The organism is Streptomyces sp. NPDC101227 (genome assembly GCF_044767545.1).
In the GTDB taxonomy this organism is placed as follows: Bacteria; Actinomycetota; Actinomycetes; order Streptomycetales; family Streptomycetaceae; genus Streptomyces.
This window is the reverse complement of the sequence record NZ_JBIWOD010000010.1, coordinates 61,388-77,029: the sequence shown is the minus strand read 5'-3', so window position 1 is coordinate 77,029 and position 15,642 is coordinate 61,388. Positions and strand designations below refer to the sequence as shown.

19 protein-coding genes and 1 pseudogene are annotated in these 15,642 nt (G+C 71.4%); 15 read left to right on the top strand and 5 right to left on the bottom strand.

Annotated elements, in window-relative coordinates; genetic code table 11:
• The first annotated feature begins 22 nt into the window (after positions 1-22).
• From ACIRPT_RS23695 to ACIRPT_RS23650, 10 genes are all read left to right on the top strand, one after another.
• Positions 23-928 (top strand): VOC family protein, encoded by a 906-nt coding sequence (locus tag ACIRPT_RS23695; RefSeq protein ID WP_403830200.1) that lies wholly within the window; start codon positions 23-25, stop codon positions 926-928.
• The gene (locus ACIRPT_RS23690; protein ID WP_403830198.1) at positions 925-1,737 is read left to right on the top strand and encodes an aspartate dehydrogenase domain-containing protein; all 813 of its coding nucleotides are present in this window, start codon (positions 925-927) and stop codon (positions 1,735-1,737) included. The genes ACIRPT_RS23695 and ACIRPT_RS23690 overlap by 4 nt, the downstream gene beginning before the upstream one ends.
• A complete protein-coding gene (locus ACIRPT_RS23685; RefSeq protein WP_403830196.1) occupies positions 1,734-2,516 on the top strand; it encodes an alpha/beta fold hydrolase in 783 nt (260 codons plus the stop codon). Before ACIRPT_RS23690 ends, ACIRPT_RS23685 begins: the two co-directional genes overlap by 4 nt.
• 9 nt (positions 2,517-2,525) lie before the next feature.
• Entirely contained in the window at positions 2,526-3,047 is a 522-nt protein-coding gene (locus tag ACIRPT_RS23680; RefSeq protein ID WP_403830194.1) for a cupin domain-containing protein, read from the top strand.
• Positions 3,040-3,789: an SDR family oxidoreductase gene (locus ACIRPT_RS23675; protein WP_403830192.1), complete on the top strand. Its 750-nt coding sequence runs from the start codon at positions 3,040-3,042 to the stop codon at positions 3,787-3,789. The genes ACIRPT_RS23680 and ACIRPT_RS23675 overlap by 8 nt, the downstream gene beginning before the upstream one ends.
• Positions 3,790-3,854: 65 nt before the next feature.
• Positions 3,855-4,637, top strand: a complete 783-nt coding sequence (locus ACIRPT_RS23670; RefSeq protein WP_403508821.1) for an SDR family oxidoreductase — start codon at positions 3,855-3,857, stop codon at positions 4,635-4,637.
• Positions 4,638-4,649: 12 nt separating this feature from the next.
• Positions 4,650-6,275 (top strand): thiamine pyrophosphate-binding protein, encoded by a 1,626-nt coding sequence (locus ACIRPT_RS23665; RefSeq protein WP_403830190.1) that lies wholly within the window; start codon positions 4,650-4,652, stop codon positions 6,273-6,275.
• A gap of 13 nt (positions 6,276-6,288) precedes the next feature.
• Positions 6,289-7,224: a PDR/VanB family oxidoreductase gene (locus tag ACIRPT_RS23660; RefSeq protein ID WP_403830188.1), complete on the top strand. Its 936-nt coding sequence runs from the start codon at positions 6,289-6,291 to the stop codon at positions 7,222-7,224.
• A gap of 32 nt (positions 7,225-7,256) precedes the next feature.
• On the top strand, positions 7,257-7,484 hold the full coding sequence (locus ACIRPT_RS23655) for a recombinase-like helix-turn-helix domain-containing protein (RefSeq protein WP_403508827.1): 228 nt from the start codon (positions 7,257-7,259) through the stop codon (positions 7,482-7,484).
• Between the two features lie 2 nt (positions 7,485-7,486).
• A complete protein-coding gene (locus tag ACIRPT_RS23650; protein ID WP_403830186.1) occupies positions 7,487-8,512 on the top strand; it encodes a Rieske 2Fe-2S domain-containing protein in 1,026 nt (341 codons plus the stop codon).
• Between the two features lie 37 nt (positions 8,513-8,549).
• Here ACIRPT_RS23650 and ACIRPT_RS23645 read toward each other — a convergent pair whose 3' ends face one another.
• Both ACIRPT_RS23645 and ACIRPT_RS23640 read right to left on the bottom strand, forming a co-directional pair.
• A complete protein-coding gene (locus ACIRPT_RS23645; RefSeq protein ID WP_403830183.1) occupies positions 8,550-9,083 on the bottom strand; it encodes a MarR family winged helix-turn-helix transcriptional regulator in 534 nt (177 codons plus the stop codon).
• A 176-nt stretch (positions 9,084-9,259) separates the two neighbouring features.
• A complete protein-coding gene (locus ACIRPT_RS23640) occupies positions 9,260-9,988 on the bottom strand; it encodes a transporter substrate-binding domain-containing protein (protein WP_403830180.1) in 729 nt (242 codons plus the stop codon).
• 231 nt (positions 9,989-10,219) lie between these two features.
• Here ACIRPT_RS23640 and ACIRPT_RS23635 point away from each other — a divergent pair, with 231 nt between their 5' ends.
• Entirely contained in the window at positions 10,220-10,963 is a 744-nt protein-coding gene (locus ACIRPT_RS23635; protein WP_403830178.1) for a class I SAM-dependent methyltransferase, read from the top strand.
• 57 nt (positions 10,964-11,020) lie between these two features.
• Here the strand turns inward: ACIRPT_RS23635 and ACIRPT_RS23630 are convergent, their stop codons facing one another.
• The gene (locus ACIRPT_RS23630) at positions 11,021-11,422 is read right to left on the bottom strand and encodes a cupin domain-containing protein (protein WP_403830176.1); all 402 of its coding nucleotides are present in this window, start codon (positions 11,420-11,422) and stop codon (positions 11,021-11,023) included.
• A gap of 170 nt (positions 11,423-11,592) precedes the next feature.
• Between ACIRPT_RS23630 and ACIRPT_RS23625 the strand changes: the two genes are divergently transcribed.
• The 3 genes and pseudogenes from ACIRPT_RS23625 (at position 11,593) to ACIRPT_RS23615 (ending at position 12,958) form a co-directional block, all read left to right on the top strand.
• A complete protein-coding gene (locus tag ACIRPT_RS23625) occupies positions 11,593-12,036 on the top strand; it encodes an RrF2 family transcriptional regulator (RefSeq protein ID WP_403830173.1) in 444 nt (147 codons plus the stop codon).
• Between the two features lie 74 nt (positions 12,037-12,110).
• Positions 12,111-12,329, top strand: a pseudogene (locus tag ACIRPT_RS23620) (hemin transporter); the annotation flags it as partial.
• Positions 12,330-12,529: 200 nt separating this feature from the next.
• Positions 12,530-12,958: a hypothetical protein gene (locus ACIRPT_RS23615; protein ID WP_403830171.1), complete on the top strand. Its 429-nt coding sequence runs from the start codon at positions 12,530-12,532 to the stop codon at positions 12,956-12,958.
• Between the two features lie 166 nt (positions 12,959-13,124).
• On the opposite strand, the gene dapA is transcribed toward ACIRPT_RS23615, so the two are convergent.
• Positions 13,125-14,033, bottom strand: coding sequence for a 4-hydroxy-tetrahydrodipicolinate synthase (dapA, locus tag ACIRPT_RS23610; protein WP_403830169.1), 909 nt, complete (start codon positions 14,031-14,033; stop codon positions 13,125-13,127).
• Between the two features lie 72 nt (positions 14,034-14,105).
• Between dapA and ACIRPT_RS23605 the strand changes: the two genes are divergently transcribed.
• Entirely contained in the window at positions 14,106-14,996 is an 891-nt protein-coding gene (locus tag ACIRPT_RS23605; protein ID WP_403830167.1) for a LysR family transcriptional regulator, read from the top strand.
• 34 nt (positions 14,997-15,030) lie between these two features.
• Here ACIRPT_RS23605 and ACIRPT_RS23600 read toward each other — a convergent pair whose 3' ends face one another.
• Entirely contained in the window at positions 15,031-15,597 is a 567-nt protein-coding gene (locus ACIRPT_RS23600; protein WP_403830164.1) for a hypothetical protein, read from the bottom strand.
• Between the last annotated feature and the right edge of the window lie 45 nt (positions 15,598-15,642).

The window sequence follows — 15,642 nt, the reverse complement described above, 5'->3', positions numbered from 1 at the left end:
CCCCCTGCTCCCGGAGACGGTCATGCCCCAACCCCCCGTTGCCCGACTGCGCGCGCTGCGCTCCGTCGAGCTGCTCACGCCCACCTTCGGCGAAGCCGCCGACTTCTACGCCGAGGCGTGGGGACTCACGGTCGTCGAGTCCGAACAGGACGCCGTATGGCTGCGCGGCACCGGCGAGGAGCACCACGCGCTCCAGCTCACGCGCTCCCACCGCGTCGGCCTCGGCCGGCTCTGCTTCGCGATCGCCACCCCCGCCGAGGTGGACGAGGCGGCCCGCCGGCTGCTCGCCCGCGGCATCACGCCCGTGGCCGGACCCGGCCCCCTCGACCAGGTCGGCGGCGGCTACGGCCTGCGCTTCCACGACCACGAAGGACGGCTCATCGAACTGTCCGCGGAAACCTGGGCAGGCGCGCCGCGCGGACGGGACGCGGCCGTCCCCGTCGGCGTCACGCACACCGTCCTCAACACCCCCGACATCGACGCCGCCGTCGCCTTCTACTGCGACGTGCTCGGACTGCGGGTCTCCGACTGGTCCGAACACCAGATGGCGTTCCTGCGCTGCAACGCCGACCACCACTGCATCGCGTTCAACCAGGCCGAGTGGGTGTCCCTCAACCACGTGGCGTACGAGATGAGTTCGGTCGACCACTTCATGCGCGGCCTGGGCCGGCTGCGGCACCACGGGATCGCGCCGAAGTGGGGCCCGGGCCGGCACGGCCCCGGCAACAACACCTTCTCCTACTTCACCGACCCGGCCGGCCTGGTCTGCGAATACACCTCCGAGGTGGCGCAGGTCGTGGAGGACCGCTGGATCGCCAAGGTGTGGCGCCGCACCCCCGAACTCTCCGACCTGTGGGGCACGGCGGGCCCGCCGTCGCAGGAGATCCGCCGCCGCATGGCCGGTTCGCCGGAAGGAGCGCAGGCATGAACCGCACGCCCAGGAACCGCACGCTGAAGGTCGGCCTCGTCGGATGGGGCGCCATCGGGCGCGTCGTCGGCACCGCCCTCGCACAACACGACGTCCCCGGGGCCGAGTTGACGTGCCTCGTCGACAACCGCCCGCTCGGCGACGCGGCACCCGCGCCGCAGGTCACCTTCGAGGACGCCATCGCGCGCTGTGATCTGATCGTGGAGGCGGCGGGCCAGGGAGTCGTCCAGGAATGGGGCGAGCGCGTCCTCGCCGCCGGCACCGATCTGCTCGTGGCCTCGACCGGGGCCCTGACCGACGACGAGCTGGCCAAGCGGCTGCGCGCCGCGGGGCCCGGCAGGGTGTACTTCACCGGTGGCGCGGTCGGCGGGCTGGACCTGCTCCAGGCCGTACGGGCGATGGGCCCGCTGGACGAGGTGCGCCTGACGACGACGAAACTGCCGGCGACCCTCGAACAGCCTTGGATGGACGAGGAGTTGCTCGGCCGGATGCGGTCCGCGACCGGGCCCGTCGAGGTCATGTCGGGCACCGCACGCGACGTCCCGGTGAAGTTCCCCAAGTCGACGAACGTCGCCGCCTCGGTCGCCCTGGCCGCCGGCGACCTCGACACCGTCCGCGTGCGCGTCGTCGCCGACCCCGAAGCGCACCACACCCGGCACGTCATCGAGGCGTCCGGGCCCCACGGGACGTACCGCTTCGAGGTCGCGCATCTACCCGACCCCGGCAACCCGGCGACCAGCCAGGTCGTGCCGTACGCCGTGCTGCGCAGCCTCGCCGCCCTGGCCGGCCGGACGGGACAGATCCTGTGACCGCCGCCGTGCACACCGAGGAGGCCGGCCACCAGGGACCGCTGCTGCTGTGCCTGCACGGCATCGGGTCCTCGTCGGCCGCGTTCGCACCGCAGCTCGCCGAACTCGGACCGTACGCCCGCGTCGTCGCCTGGGACGCCCCCGGATACGGCGAGTCGGCCGACCCCGAAGCGCCGTTGGCCCTCGACGACTACGCCGACACGGCGGCCGGACTGATCCGCTCACGCGGCGGGAACGCCCACGTGCTGGGCGTGTCCTGGGGCGGAGTGATCGCGCTGCGGCTCGCCGTCCGCCACCCGGAACTCGTCGCGTCCCTCATCGTGGCCGACTCCAGCCCGGGATCCGGTACGGACCCGGCGAAGGCCGCCGCCATGCGGGCGCGGGCCACCGAGCTGGCCGAGGCAGGGCCCCGGGCGTTCGCCGAACGGCGCGCCCCCCGCCTGGTGTCCGAGCGGGCGCCCGCCGACCTCGTACGGCGCGTGACCGACACCATGGCGGACGCGATCCGCCTGCCCGGCTACGGATACGCCGCCGAGTCGATGGCCGCCGCCGACCTGCGCGGCGAGCTGCCCCGGATCACCGCCCCCACGCTCGTCCTCTGCGGCGACCAGGACCGCGTCACCGGCACCGACGCCTCCCAGGCCATCGCCGGTGCCGTCCACAAGACCGCCTACGTGATCGTCAAGGACGCCGGTCACCTGGCCAACCAGGAGCAGCCCGAGCGCTTCAACGCCTGGGTGCTCTCCCACCTCCGCATCACCGCCCGTATCCCTGCTTAGGAGTTCACCATGCCCCTGACCACCACCGCGTACGACAACGGCGACGACCTCGCCCGGTACACCGACTCCCTGATCGCCACGCAGGAGTCCCGCGTCGCCGACTTCGACACCCTCTCCTTCCAGGAGAAGGCCGGCCCGCAGTACCGCCGCGGCCAGATCCGCTACGTCGGCTCCGGCGCCACCGGCAACCACGAGGGCGACAGCCGCATCATCCCGTCGGGCGGCTTCACCTTCTCCAACATGCTGCTGCCGCCCGGCGCCGAGGGCCCGGCGCACACCCACCACGACGTGGAGGAGGCCTTCTTCGTGCTGGAGGGCCAGGTCCGCGTGGGCATCCACCGCGGCCCGGACGAGGTGGAGTACCGCACCCTCGGCTACCGCGACATGATCGTCGTGCCTGCCGGGGTGACCCGCTCCCTGAAGAACGAGGGCGACGCCGACGCACTGTTCTGCGTCATCATCGGCACGCGGAAGCCGCAGGTGCCGTCGTACCCCGAGTACTCGCCGATGCACGGTGTCACCCGTGGCTGAGCGGCGCACCGTCGTCGTCACCGGGGCGGGCCGTGGCCTGGGACTGGCCATGGCCCGCCGGGCCGGCGCGGACGGCTTCCGGGTCGTCCTCGCCGAGCTGGCGGAGCAGCGGGGCCGGGCGGCCGAAGCGCAGCTGCGCGCGGAGGGCATCGACGCCCACTTCGCGCGCTGCGACGTCGCGGACCCGGCCTCCGTTGGCCAACTCGCCCACACTATTGCTGAGTTGGGTCCGCTCTACGGCCTGGTAAACAACGCGGCGCTCGCCAACGGCGTGGGCGGCAAGGAGTTCTGGGACATCGACGTCGAGGCGTGGGACCGGCTGATGACCGTCAACGCCCGCAGCCCCTGGCTGGTGTCCAAGGCCCTGCTGCCGCAGCTCCTCGCCCACGGCGGCCCCGGCCGCATCGTCAACCTCGCCTCCGACGCGGCCCTGTACGGCTCCCCTCGGCTGGCCCACTACATCGCCTCCAAGGGCGCCGTGATCGCGCTGACCCGGGCCATGGCCCGTGAACTCGGCGACAAGGGCATCACCGTCAACGCGGTCGCCCCCGGCCTGACCGAGTGCGAGGCCACCGAGACCGTGCCCGCCGAACGGCACGACCTCTACCGCCTGAACCGGGCGATCTCCCGCCCCCAGCGGCCCGACGACCTCACCGGCACCGTCGCCTTCCTGCTCGGCGAGGAGTCCCGCTATCTGACCGGACAGGTGATCGCCGTCAACGGCGGCTTCACCATGCACTGACCACGCGCACTGACCGCGCGCACCGACCCCATCCCACCCTCCACCGAGCAACAGGAGACAACGATATGGATCTGGGCCTCGCCGACCGCACCTTCGTGGTCACCGGCGGCAGCTCGGGCGTCGGCCTGGCCACGGTCCGCGCCCTCCTCGACGAAGGCGCGAACGTCGCCACCTGCGGACGTGACGCCGACCGGCTCGCGAGGGCGGCCGCCGCCCTCGACAGCGACCGGCTGCTGACGGGCGCCTGCGACGTACGGGACCCGGACGCCGTACGCGAGTTCACCGAGCTGGCCGCCGGCACGTTCGGCGGGATCGACGGACTCGTCAACAACGCGGGCCAGTCCCGCATGAAGGGCCTGGACGAGACCACCGCCGACGACTGGCGCGACGAGCTGGAGCTGAAGTTCAGCGGCGTCCTCAACCCCCTGCACGCGGCCCGCCCGCACCTGAAGGCGTCCCCCGCACCGAGCGTCGTCAACGTCAACGCCGTCCTCGCCAAACAGCCCGAGACCCGCCTGATCACGACGAGCGCCGCCCGCGCGGGCATCCTCAACCTCTCCAAGTCCCTGTCCGCCGAACTTGCCACCGACGGCATCCGCGTCAACTCCGTATGCCTGGGCCTGATCGACACCGGCCAGTGGACCCGCCGCCACGCCGCGGCGGACACGGACCTGACCTACGAGGACTGGCAGGCACGCCTCGCCGGCGACCGCGGCATCGCGCTCGGCAGGCTCGGCCGGGCCGAGGAGGTCGCCTACGCGATCGTCACACTGCTCTCGCCCCGCGCCTCGTACATCACCGGCACCAGCATCGACGTCTGCGGCGGCGTCGGCCGTTCCATCCTCTGAGGAGACCTCACCATGCGTTACGACAACGGAGGCGATCTCCTCGTCGCCGTCCTGCGGGAACTCGGCATCGACACCGTCTTCGGCATCGTCAGCGTGCACAATCTGCCGCTGGTCGAGGCCGTCGACCGGGAGCTGCGCTTCGTCCCCGTACGCCACGAGGCATCCGCCGTGAACGCCGCCGACGCCTACGGGCGCGCCCGCGGCGGCATCGGCTGCGCCCTCACCTCCACCGGTACCGGCGCGGGCAACGCCGCCGGATCACTGATCGAAGCGCTCAGCGCGGGCACCTCCGTCCTGCACGTCACCGGGCAGGTGGAGAGCCGGTACCTGGGCAGCGGCCGTGGCTTCATCCACGAGACCAAGGACCAGCTGGGCATGCTGACGGCGGTCTCCAAGTACGCCGCCACCGTGCCGTCCGCCGACGCCGCGGGCCGGGTCCTGCGGGAGGCGGCGGACGCCGCACGCACCGCACCCGGCGGGCCCGCGAGCGTCGAGTGGCCGATCGATCTTCAGTACGCGGCCCAGACGGATGCGCCCTGGGAGGCCGCCCCGTCCGTCCTGCCACTCCCCCCGCAGGACGAGCTGGACGCGGCCGGCGCCCTGCTGGCCTCGGCGCGACGGCCCCTGATCTGGGCGGGCGGCGGTGCGACCGGCGCCCGCACCGCACTCGCGGACCTGCTGGCCGCGACCGGCGCGGGACTGCTCACCTCGAACTCCGGGCGGGGCGCGGTGCCCGAGGACCACCCCCAGGTCATCGGCAACTTCGCCACCACACCGCCCGCCCGCGCGCTGCTCGCCGACGCCGATGTGCTGCTGACCATCGGCACCCACTTCCGGTCGAACGAGACCGCCGACTACGGGCTCGGCCTCCCCGCCGCCCACATCCAGATCGACCTCGACGCCACCGCGCTGGGCCGGGTGTACCCGGCGCGGCACCCGCTGCACGGCAATGCGGGCGATGTCCTCGCGGCGCTGCTGCCCCACGCGGCACCGGCCGACCCGGCTTGGACGGACCGGATCACCGCGGTCCGCGAGCAGGTGCGGGGCACCCTGCACGACGCCATCGGCCCCCAGGCGGCGATCTGCGACGCGCTCCGCGCCGCACTGCCCCGCGAGGCCGTCGTCGCCCGCGATGTCACCGTCCCGTCCAGCAGCTGGGGCAACCGGCTGCTGGAGATCTACGACCCGCGGGACAACGTCTTCCCCCGCGGCGGCGGTATCGGGCAGGGTCTTGGCATGGGCATCGGAGCCGCACTCGCCCGTCCGGAGGCGCCCGCGGTCGTCATCGCCGGCGACGGCGGCCTCGCCGTCCATCTCGGCGAACTGCTCACCCTCGCCCAGGAACGGCCCCGGCTCACCCTGATCGTCTTCAACGACGGCGGCTACGGCGTGCTGCGCAACATGCAGGACACCTACCGCGAGCGCCGCTCCGGCGTCGACCTCGCCACCCCCGACTTCGAGCGGCTCGCCGCCGCCTGCGGGCTGCCGTATCTGCGGATCGCCGCCGAAGCGCACGCCGGGCCGGTGCTGGACGAGGCCGTCGCGTCGGACGGACCGGTCCTCGTCGAGGTCGACCTGACGGCGCTGGGGCCCATGAAGAACCCGTTCACCCCGCCCGTGAAGATCCCGGGCCAGTGAGGAGCCAGTCGAGATGAGCGAGACGTCTCTGCGCCTGACCGTGCGCCGGATGACCTGGGAGGCCGACGGCGTCCTGTCCGTCGAACTGACCCACCCCGACGGCAAGCCCCTGCCCCTCTGGGCCCCCGGCGCCCACATCGACGTCGAGGTCGGCGGCCGGGTCCGCCAGTACAGCCTGTGCGGCGACCCCGAGTCGGCGGCAACGTACCGCATCGGTGTCCTCAACGAACCGGCCTCCCGCGGCGGTTCGCGCCATGTGCACACCCAGCTGCGTCCCGGCCAGACCGTCACGGTCTCCACGCCCCGCAACCACTTCGCCCTGGAGGACGCCCCCGGGTACGTGTTCGTGGCCGGCGGCATCGGCATCACCCCGTTGCTGGCCATGGCCCGCGAGGCCGCCCGGCGCGGCGCCGACTGGCGGATGGTCTACGGCGGACGGAACCGCGCCTCGATGGCCTTCACCGACGAACTGGCCGCGCTGGACGGCGAGGTGACCCTGGTCCCCCAGGACGAGCACGGCCACCTCGACCTGGACGCCGCCCTCGCCGGCCTGCCCGCCGAAACCCTCGTCTACTGCTGTGGTCCCGAGCCCCTGCTGGTCGCGATCGAGCGGAAGTGCCCGGCCGAGCGCCTGCGAGTGGAGCGCTTCGCGGCGCCCGTGACGGAACGCACCGGCGAGGACGCGGCGTTCGAGGTCGAATGCCGCGCCTCCGGCCGCACGCTCACCGTCGGCCCGGACACCTCGATCCTCCAGGCCGTGGAGGACGCGGGCATCCCCGCCACCAGCTCCTGCCGGGACGGCATCTGCGGCTCCTGCGAGACCCGGGTGCTGGCCGGCACCCCCGACCACCGCGACTTCCTGCTCAGCGAGGCCGAGCACACCGCGAACGCGACCATGATGATCTGCGTCTCGCGCTGCGCCTCCGGCCGCCTCGTCCTCGACCTGTGAAGCTACCCACCGACTCCACCGCTGGAGGCCCGATGACCACCGCCCCCTGGCCGTACCTGGACGCCCACCAGTCCCGTACGCACGAACCCACCCCCTACGAGTACAAGCTGGCCGCCACCCTGGAGGAGATCTTCAGCAAGGACGGCCACGAACTCGCCGACGTCATCGCCGGACTGAACGCCCGCCAGGTCCACGCCCCCGACGGCGCCCCCTGGACCGAGGAGTCCTTCCGCGCCGAGATGCACCGCCTGGGAGCCTGACCATGCCCCTCTCCACCACCGCAACCGCCGACCACATCTATGCCACCGGGCTGCGCAACCAGTGGCATCCCGTCGTCCCCTCCCACTTCGTCGCGCCCGGCGCGATGCGCAAGGTGACGGCGCTCGGCGAACAGTGGCTGCTGTTCCGCCGCTCCGACGGGGCCCTGTCGATGCTCGCCGACCGCTGCCCCCACCGCGGTGCCCCGCTGTCACTGGGCAAGCACCTCGGCGACCGGGTCGCCTGCTGGTACCACGGCGTCGAGGTCGAGCCCGACGGCACCGTCTCGTCCGTGCCCGGCCTGCCCGGCTGCAATCTCGAAGGCAAGAAGCTCGTCACTTCGCTCCCCGTCCGCGAGGTCGCCGGCGCGATCCTCGCCTACTTCGGCGACGAGCGGCACCCCGAACCGGTCGATCTGACGCTCCCCGAGCCCCTCGACGACCCCGAGGTCGAGCCGATCCTGTGCTACGCCGAGTGGGACGTCCCGTGGCGGTACGCCATGGAGAACCTCCTCGACCCCATGCACGGCGCGTTCCTGCACCACGAGTCCCACACCATGTACGACGGGGACATCACGGCGAAGTTCCGCATCCGCGAGACCGACCGGGGCTACTTCTTCGAGAAGACCGACCAGCGGGGCGTCAACTTCGACTGGGTCGAGCTGTGCCGCACCGGCGTCGACTGGGTGGACCTCTCCATCCCGTACCCGCCCTCCGCGGGCCCCGGCGGCGCCTTCGGCATCGTCGGCATGGTCTGCCCGGTGGACGCGGCGCGCAGCGGCGTCTTCTTCTGGCGCTACCGCCGCGTACAGGGCTGGCAGCGCGACACCTGGCGCTTCCTCTACAAGACGCTCATCGAGAAGCGGCACTGGGCGGTCCTCGAACAGGACCGCGTCATGCTCGAAGCCATGCCCGCCGACGCCGACCAGCGCGAGAACCTCTACCAGCACGACCTGGGCGTGGTGCGGCTGCGGCGCCTGTACCGGACGCAGGCCGAGCGGCAGGCCGCGCCCGTCGCCCCGGCCGGGTGAGCTGAGCCTCCGGCCTCGGCCGGGCTCCGCTCGTAGCTCAGCCCGCGGGCTCCTCGTCCGACGCGAGGATCGAGTGCTCCAGCTTGCGCAGCAGCCGTGCGAGCTGGCGGCACTCGGCCGGGGACATTCCGCCGAGCATCCGGCGCTCGTTGTCGAGGTGCTCGGCGAACACCTCGTCCACCTTGGCGAGCCCCTCGTCGGTAAGCCGCGAGTACACGACGCGCCGGTCCTCGGCGTCCCGCTCCCGCACGATCAGCCCGTCCTTCTCCAGCCGGTCGATCCGCAGCGTGACCCCGGCGGACGACACCAGCCCCGAGTCGGCGAGCCGGCCCGCTGTCAGGCGGTACGGGGCCCCGGACCGGCGCAGCGCGGTCAGCACATCGAAGCCGGCCACCGAGAGGCCGTGGCGTTCGATGGAGGCAGTGAGCCGGGTGTTGTAGCGCAGGTAGGAGCGGTGCAGCCGGGCCAGGACCTCCAGCGGAGCGGTGTCCAGCTCGGGTCGCTCCCGTGCCCATTCCTCGACGACCATCGCGACGGCATCCCGATCCCCCGTCACCTTGCGCTCCGCCATCCCGTCCCCTCACACTCCCCACAGGATCGTGCTGCCGCGGCTCTTGCGCCGCCCGCACGTCCCTTACCCCTGAAAATTCTACCCCTGAGGCGATCGCACCGCCGGGTGGACCTGCCGTCGGCAGGCGGAACGGCCGGCCGCCGGGCAATGGGGGCCGCCGCCCCTGCCCTCCGGGGTCATCGCCCCGTGGGTGCGGCCAGCGCCGGATTCTGTCCGGACCGGCGCAGCGCCTGGGCGACGAACCCGGACGCCGTCAGATGAGCCACCGTCTCGCTCAAGAAGCGCACCGTCTCCGGACGCCGCGTCTTCGTTGTCCCGACGGCCTGTCGGATGGTCATGAACGCGGGCTCGATCAGGCGCAGTTCGGGCCGTTCGGCGAGGTGTGCGGTGAGTGGCTGCCGGATTCCCGCCGCGGCCTCCAGCTTCTCGGCGTGGAAGACGTCCACCCCCTCCGGACCCCGGACCACGGTGGCGTGGCGCAGGGTGCGCGTCAGGTACAGGTCGTAGGCGGAGCCCTGCTTCACCCCGATACGGATGTCGGCGCTGTCCACGTCCGCCGGCGTCCGCAGCAGGGACCCGGCCGGGACGGCGTACATCCCTTCGATGTGCACGTAGGGGGCGGTGAACGCGATCTCCGCCTCCCGGGCCGGTTCGACGGCGAGGAAACACAGGTCGGCGCGGCCGGCGGCCATTGCCTCGTAGGACTTGCGGGCCGCGTCGAAGCAGACAAACTCCACGGGCAGGCCGAGGCGCCGGGCAATCTCACGGGCGAGGTCGGCGGTGACCCCCTGGGGCGCGTCCGGGGTGCCCTGGGCGAGGACGGGGTTGCCGAGATTGATGCTTGCGCGCAGCACTCCGGTGGGGGCGAGGTCGCGGGCGAGCGCGGCGGTGTCAGTGGTCTCCATGGGCCGAGTCTAGGAACGGCCGGTGACGAATGACGCCCGGGACGAATGGCGCCCGAGGTGGTGTTGGGTGATACGAGGGTTCCCGGCCAACTTCTTTGTGCCATCTGCCAGTACGGCGGCCGGACGGGTACGGAGGAAACTCTGTGCGACGACCACGATCACCGGGCCGGCCTCTGGATTCGCACGTTCGGCGTGGTCATGTACAGGATCAAGCACAGATGGGGGCAGCACGTGAGCGTGCAGCAGTACGACGGGATCGGCGAGGCATTCGAGGGGTTCAAGGCTCTGCCGCTGACGCGTTACGGAGAGGTGCCGAGCTTCCTGGGCATGGTCGGGGACGTGAGCGGCAAGTCGGTTCTCGACCTGGCGTGCGGCACCGGTTTCTACAGCAGGGAGTTCAAGCGGCGCGGCGCCACGGATGTCCTCGGTGTCGACATCTCCGTCGAGATGATCGCCGCCGCGCGGGAGATCGACCAGCGTGACCCGCTGGGTGTGCGCTACGAGGTCGGTGACGTGGCCGAGCTGCGGCCTCTCGACCGGCGCTTCGACATCGCGCTGGGAGTGCAGTGCCTCAACTACGCCGAGGACATCGCGGGGATGGAGCGGATGTGCCGCAACATCCACCGGAGCCTGGTGCCGGGCGGTGAGTTCTTCGTGCTCGCCCAGAAGCCCGACTACGGGTTCGACAATCCGTCCCTGCACAAGTACGGCTTCCTCTGCGAGGCGACCGGCGAGGAGATCGAGACGGGCCCGCGGGGGCGGGTCACGGCGCTCCTCGACCCGCAGCCGATCACGATCATCAGCACGGCCCCGCGCCGCGAGGTCTACGAGAAGTGCCTGCAGGCCGCCGGGTTCAGTGCGGTGGAGTGGGTTCCGCTGCAGGTGTCCGAAGCCGGCATCCGTGACTTCGGCGAGGACTTCTGGGCGGACCTCCTCGCGAACCCGCCGCTGGAAATGCTCCGCTGCCGCGCCTGACCGGCCGGTAGGACCTCGAGGACGTTCCACTCTTCGCGGCGCTGCCGCCGCCGTTGCTCAGGTGTGGGGCCGGGGGTGGATCTGCATGCCCGGGCGGCGGCGGTGGACGGTCAGATAGGACATGCCGTCCTTGCCCGCGGTGAGGCTGCGGGCGGCGCCGTGCGGGAGCCAGACCAGGCTGCCGGGGGCGAGTGGCTGCGGGTTCCGCGCCGTGCCGAGGGTGCCGTTCCCGGTGACGACGAGCAGGAGAACGTCGAGGTCGCGCTCGGTGTGGGTGTCGATGCGGCCCTCGGGAGGGATACGGACGAGGTTGGCATCGAGCTGCCGTCCGGGCTCGGTCAGCCGCCACAGCGCGCCGGCCGGTGCGGATGCGGCGGCGGCGAGCGAGGTGGTGTCGCACAGGATCCGCGGAACCTGTGCGCCGCCCGGATCGAGGGGGTCGGTGTGTGCGTCGGTCATGGATTGCCACCGTCTGATGCGTGCCTGCTGCTGTCTCCGGACCGGTTCCGCGCCGGCCTCGGCCAACGTTCGCATCGCGCTGGAAGACGCTCAAGTCGGTGACGCACTCCACACCGGTTCGGGACCCACTAAAACACGAATCTAACATGCGTATTTGTTAGCCTCGCGGCATGCGGTTGACGAAGTTCACCGACCTGGCACTGCGTGCCGTAATGCGCCTGGCGGTCGCCGAGCAGGCCGGGCCCTCGACCACTCGCGAGGTGGCGGAGGCCATGGGCGTGCCCCATGCCCACATGGCGAAGGCGATCACCCGGCTCCAGCACCTGGGCGTACTGGAGGCCCGCAGGGGTCGCGGCGGCGGGCTCGAGCTGACCGGGCTCGGCCGGCAGGCTTCGGTCGGCTGGCTGGTGAGGGAATTGGAGGGCGAGGATGAGGTCGTCGCCTGCGACGGCGATCCGCCCTGCCCGCTGCGCGCGGCATGCCGGCTCCGCCGGGCGCTGCGCGAGGCGCAGGAGGCCTTCTACGCCACGCTTGATCCATTGACCGTGGGCGACCTGGTGGCGTCCCCCACCGGCCCGGTCCTGGTCGGGCTGGTGGGCCGCCGATCCCCGTGACCCACGCCCTGCTGCCGAGGGTGTGGACTCGCCCCCCTAAATGCGAAGATCATTAGCCAGTTTCAGGAGTCGTTGTGCTCTCCGAGCAGTCCGCCCCCGTCATCGGCGCCACCCTCCCCGTCGTCGGCGCCGCCCTCGGTGAGATCACCGAGCTGTTCTACGCCAAGCTCTTCGACGACCGTTCCGAGCTGCTGCGGGACCTGTTCAACCGCGGCAACCAAGCCAACGGAGAGCAGCAGAAGGCACTTGCGGGCTCCATCGCGGCCTTCGCCGGCATGCCGCAGGAGCACCCCATACGAGGATCCGGGCGACCGGGCACCGGATGCGTCGGCCGGCCGGGTCGACGTGTCCGCGCTGGAACTCCCCGACGGGCTGACCGCGTACCTGTGCGGCCCGCTGCCGTTCATGCGGGCACTCCACTACGAAGTCTTCGGCCCGGACCTCTGGCTCGGCCACGAGTAGGCCGGCCGCGAGCACAAGGGGAGCGCACACCATGAACGCCACCTCGGCCGCCGTAGCCACCGCGGTCACCTTCGTCTGGCTCGGGATGGTCCTGGCGATCTCTTTCCTGGAGGCGCCCTTGAAGTTCCGGGCTCCCGGCGTGACCGTACCCATCGGGCTCGGCATCGGCCGCATCGTCTTCCGGGCGCTCAACCGGGTCGAGGCCGTGCTGGCCATCGCTGCGATCGCGGCCGTGGCCACCGGCGGCCCTCCCGCATCCGTCGGCGTCCCCACCGCCGTCGCCGCGCTGCTGCTGGCCGTACAGCTCCTGGCGATCCGGCCCGGCCTCAACCGCCGTTCCGACCGGGTGCTCGCCGGCGAGGCCCTCCCGCGCTCCCGCGCCCACCACTTCTACGTGGCCACCGAGCTGGTCAAGGTCTTCGCCCTGCTCGTACTGGGGACGAACGTCCTCACCGCCTGAAAACGTTCACGAGCTACGACCGCACCGCGTTTTCGGGCTCCGCTCACCCGGGCACGGTGATGCCCTTCTCGCCGCCCGGCCGACATCGGCCCGGCCACTGTGCGGCCGGCCTGGATCCGCGGCGTGTTGCCATCGACCCCTGCCCGTGCAGCCGCCACAGGCCGGATCACGCAGGCGCGGCGATGGTGGCCAGGGCATCCGTGAGCTGCTCGAGTTGCGGCGGCAGCGGCTCGAGGAGCGGACCGCGCACCGTCGGGTGCGGGATGATCCCGAGCTCGGCCAGCGCAGCCTTGGCCATGATGGCCCCTTGCGAGGTGCGCATGATGGCGGCCGTCAAGGGGAGCAGCGACGTCTGGATCGCCTTCGCCGAACCGAGGTCGCCGCCGCGGACCGCTCGGATGAGCTGGGCGTTGCGGTCGGCAACGACGTTGCCCACGACGCTGACCACGCCGGTGGCGCCGCACGTGAGGTAGGGCAGGTTGAGTTCGTCGATGCCGCAGTAGTAGGCCAGCGACGTGCGCTCCATGACGGACATCGCCTCGAACAGATCGCCCTTGGCGTCCTTCACGGCCCGGATCCGGGGGTGGCCGGAGAGTTCGATCAGCGTGGCCGCTTCCATGGCGATGCCGGTGCGCGCCGGAACGTCGTAGAGCATCACGGGGAGTTCGGTGGCGTCGGCCACCGCCACACAATGGGCCACCACGCCGGCCTGCGTCGGCCTGGAGTAATAGGGGCAGACGAGCAGCAGGGCGTCTGCCCCGGCGGCCTCGGCTTCGCGGGCGCGCTGCACGCTTTCGGCCGTGTTGTAGGTGCCGACACCGGCGATCACCCGCGCCCGGTTCTGCGTCAGGGCCACCACGGTGCGGACGAGCCGGGCCGACTCGGCCTCGGTCAGCGTGGGCGACTCGCCGGTGGTCCCCCCGACGACGATGCCCTCGCACCAGCTGGTCAGCAGGTGGTCGACGAGGTTGGCGAGTCCTGGTTCGCTGATCGTGCCGTCGGGCTGCATCGGGGTCGCCATGGCGACGAGGTTGGAGCCGAAAAGCCGGTCAGCGGTGCGCTGTTGGTCGGTCATGGTCCGATCCTGCCCCGGGCAATACCTCCGGTCTACCGATGCTTTTTTGCCTGTACTGCGTAGTCTGGCTTCATGATTGATGTCGGGGCCCTGCGGGCATTGCGGTCGGTGGCCGCGCTGGGGACGCTGGCGCGGGCGGCCGACGACCTCGGGTTCACCGCATCGGCCGTGTCACAGCAGATCAAGAGGCTGGAACGACAGGTCGGCGTGCCCCTCCTCGCGCCCGCGGGACGCGGGGTCGTGCTCACGCTTGCCGGGCAGGCCATCGTCGACTCGGCGCCCGACGTGTTCCAAGCGCTGGAGCGCTGCGCCGAGTCGGCCCGATCCGTCGCGGAGGGCGCGCCGCGCGGGACACTGCGCGTGGTGTCCTTCTCGACGGGGATCCGCGGGCTGCTCGCGCCCATCATGGAGCGAATGTCGACGCGCTGCCCGGACCTGCGTATGCACATCGCCGAGCAGGAGCCCGACCAAGCCCTCCACAGCGTCGACACCGGCACGGCCGACCTCGCCCTGCTCCACGACGCCGACGGGCTGCCCGTCCACCTGTCGTCGTCGCTGACCCAGCGCCACATCCACACCGACGTCGGCGACGTCGTCATGCATCAATCGCATCCCCTGGCACGACTCGACCCGCCGCTCACAAGCAACGACCTGGCCGGCCACGCATGGGCGACGAGTCCGCCCGACACGGTGTGCCACCAGTGGTTCCGCCGGCTCGTGGCGGATCTGCCCGAAGACCCCGACGTGCGCCACCTGATCGATGACTTCTCCACCCAGTTGTCCTTGGTCGCCTCCAGCGAGGTCATCGCGCTGATCCCTCGCCTCGCCCGCCCGCCGTTGAATGAAGGCCTCGTCGTCCGGCCGCTGCGGCAGCCGCCGAAGCGCGAGGTACACGCGGCATGGCGGCACAGCGCCCATGGCAGCCCGGCGATCCACGCCGTGCTGGCGGAGCTTCAGAGGTAGGGAACTCTGGCCGCCGCCTGAGGCATTGCCGTGCCTAGGCGTACCGGCGGCCGTAGCGCATCCTGCCCCGTGCCACTTCCTCGGCGCTCACCGATGAATGGATGGCATATACATCACCGATGCGGCCGCCGCCCCGCCGACGCATTTGCCATTCTTCGTAAGCCCGGAACGCCATGACGGACACCTGCGAAGAAGGCTGCCAGTGCCGAGTGAAGACTGGTGCGTTCACGTCCGGTGCGGCTTCCAGGGGCACGCCGCGACGTGCCAGCAGCCGCTCCAGTTTGTCGAACCGGAGATGGCGGTCGAAGCGGCCGTACCGGTCGCGGATTGACTTGCTGACGATGCTGCCGCCCCAGTGCGGGAGCCGATGCACCTGCAAGGCGAAGTGGTGCCCCTCCCAAGGATGGTCCGGCGATTCCCGTATCCAGGAGAACTCGGCCATTCCGTAATCGCGCCACATGCTGTGGTCATCAAAGGAGTTCTCGACGAATTCGGGACCCAGTATTTCGGTGACCTGGTCGGGGCTGTCCGTCGGCTTGGCGCCGAGCACCGTTCCGTACGTGATCACGTCTACGTAGAAGGCGAGGGAATGCGGAGTCAACTGGTCCTTCCTTCGACGGATGGCCGTACCGTCGGCAGGAAGTCT

Bases quoted from the DNA above. Each gene is read 5' to 3' on its own strand.
- ACIRPT_RS23605 (WP_403830167.1), top strand. From the start codon at position 14,106: ATGATTGATGTCGGGGCCCTGCGGGCATTGCGGTCGGTGGCCGCGCTG.
- ACIRPT_RS23640 (WP_403830180.1), bottom strand. From the start codon at position 9,988: ATGGAGACCACTGACACCGCCGCGCTCGCCCGCGACCTCGCCCCCACC.
- ACIRPT_RS23665 (WP_403830190.1), top strand. From the start codon at position 4,650: ATGCGTTACGACAACGGAGGCGATCTCCTCGTCGCCGTCCTGCGGGAA.
- ACIRPT_RS23650 (WP_403830186.1), top strand. From the start codon at position 7,487: ATGCCCCTCTCCACCACCGCAACCGCCGACCACATCTATGCCACCGGG.
- ACIRPT_RS23655 (WP_403508827.1), top strand. From the start codon at position 7,257: ATGACCACCGCCCCCTGGCCGTACCTGGACGCCCACCAGTCCCGTACG.
- ACIRPT_RS23695 (WP_403830200.1), top strand. From the start codon at position 23: ATGCCCCAACCCCCCGTTGCCCGACTGCGCGCGCTGCGCTCCGTCGAG.
- ACIRPT_RS23630 (WP_403830176.1), bottom strand. From the start codon at position 11,422: ATGACCGACGCACACACCGACCCCCTCGATCCGGGCGGCGCACAGGTT.
- ACIRPT_RS23670 (WP_403508821.1), top strand. From the start codon at position 3,855: ATGGATCTGGGCCTCGCCGACCGCACCTTCGTGGTCACCGGCGGCAGC.
- dapA (WP_403830169.1), bottom strand. From the start codon at position 14,033: ATGACCGACCAACAGCGCACCGCTGACCGGCTTTTCGGCTCCAACCTC.
- ACIRPT_RS23615 (WP_403830171.1), top strand. From the start codon at position 12,530: ATGAACGCCACCTCGGCCGCCGTAGCCACCGCGGTCACCTTCGTCTGG.
- ACIRPT_RS23660 (WP_403830188.1), top strand. From the start codon at position 6,289: ATGAGCGAGACGTCTCTGCGCCTGACCGTGCGCCGGATGACCTGGGAG.
- ACIRPT_RS23680 (WP_403830194.1), top strand. From the start codon at position 2,526: ATGCCCCTGACCACCACCGCGTACGACAACGGCGACGACCTCGCCCGG.
- ACIRPT_RS23645 (WP_403830183.1), bottom strand. From the start codon at position 9,083: ATGGCGGAGCGCAAGGTGACGGGGGATCGGGATGCCGTCGCGATGGTC.
- ACIRPT_RS23690 (WP_403830198.1), top strand. From the start codon at position 925: ATGAACCGCACGCCCAGGAACCGCACGCTGAAGGTCGGCCTCGTCGGA.
- ACIRPT_RS23625 (WP_403830173.1), top strand. From the start codon at position 11,593: ATGCGGTTGACGAAGTTCACCGACCTGGCACTGCGTGCCGTAATGCGC.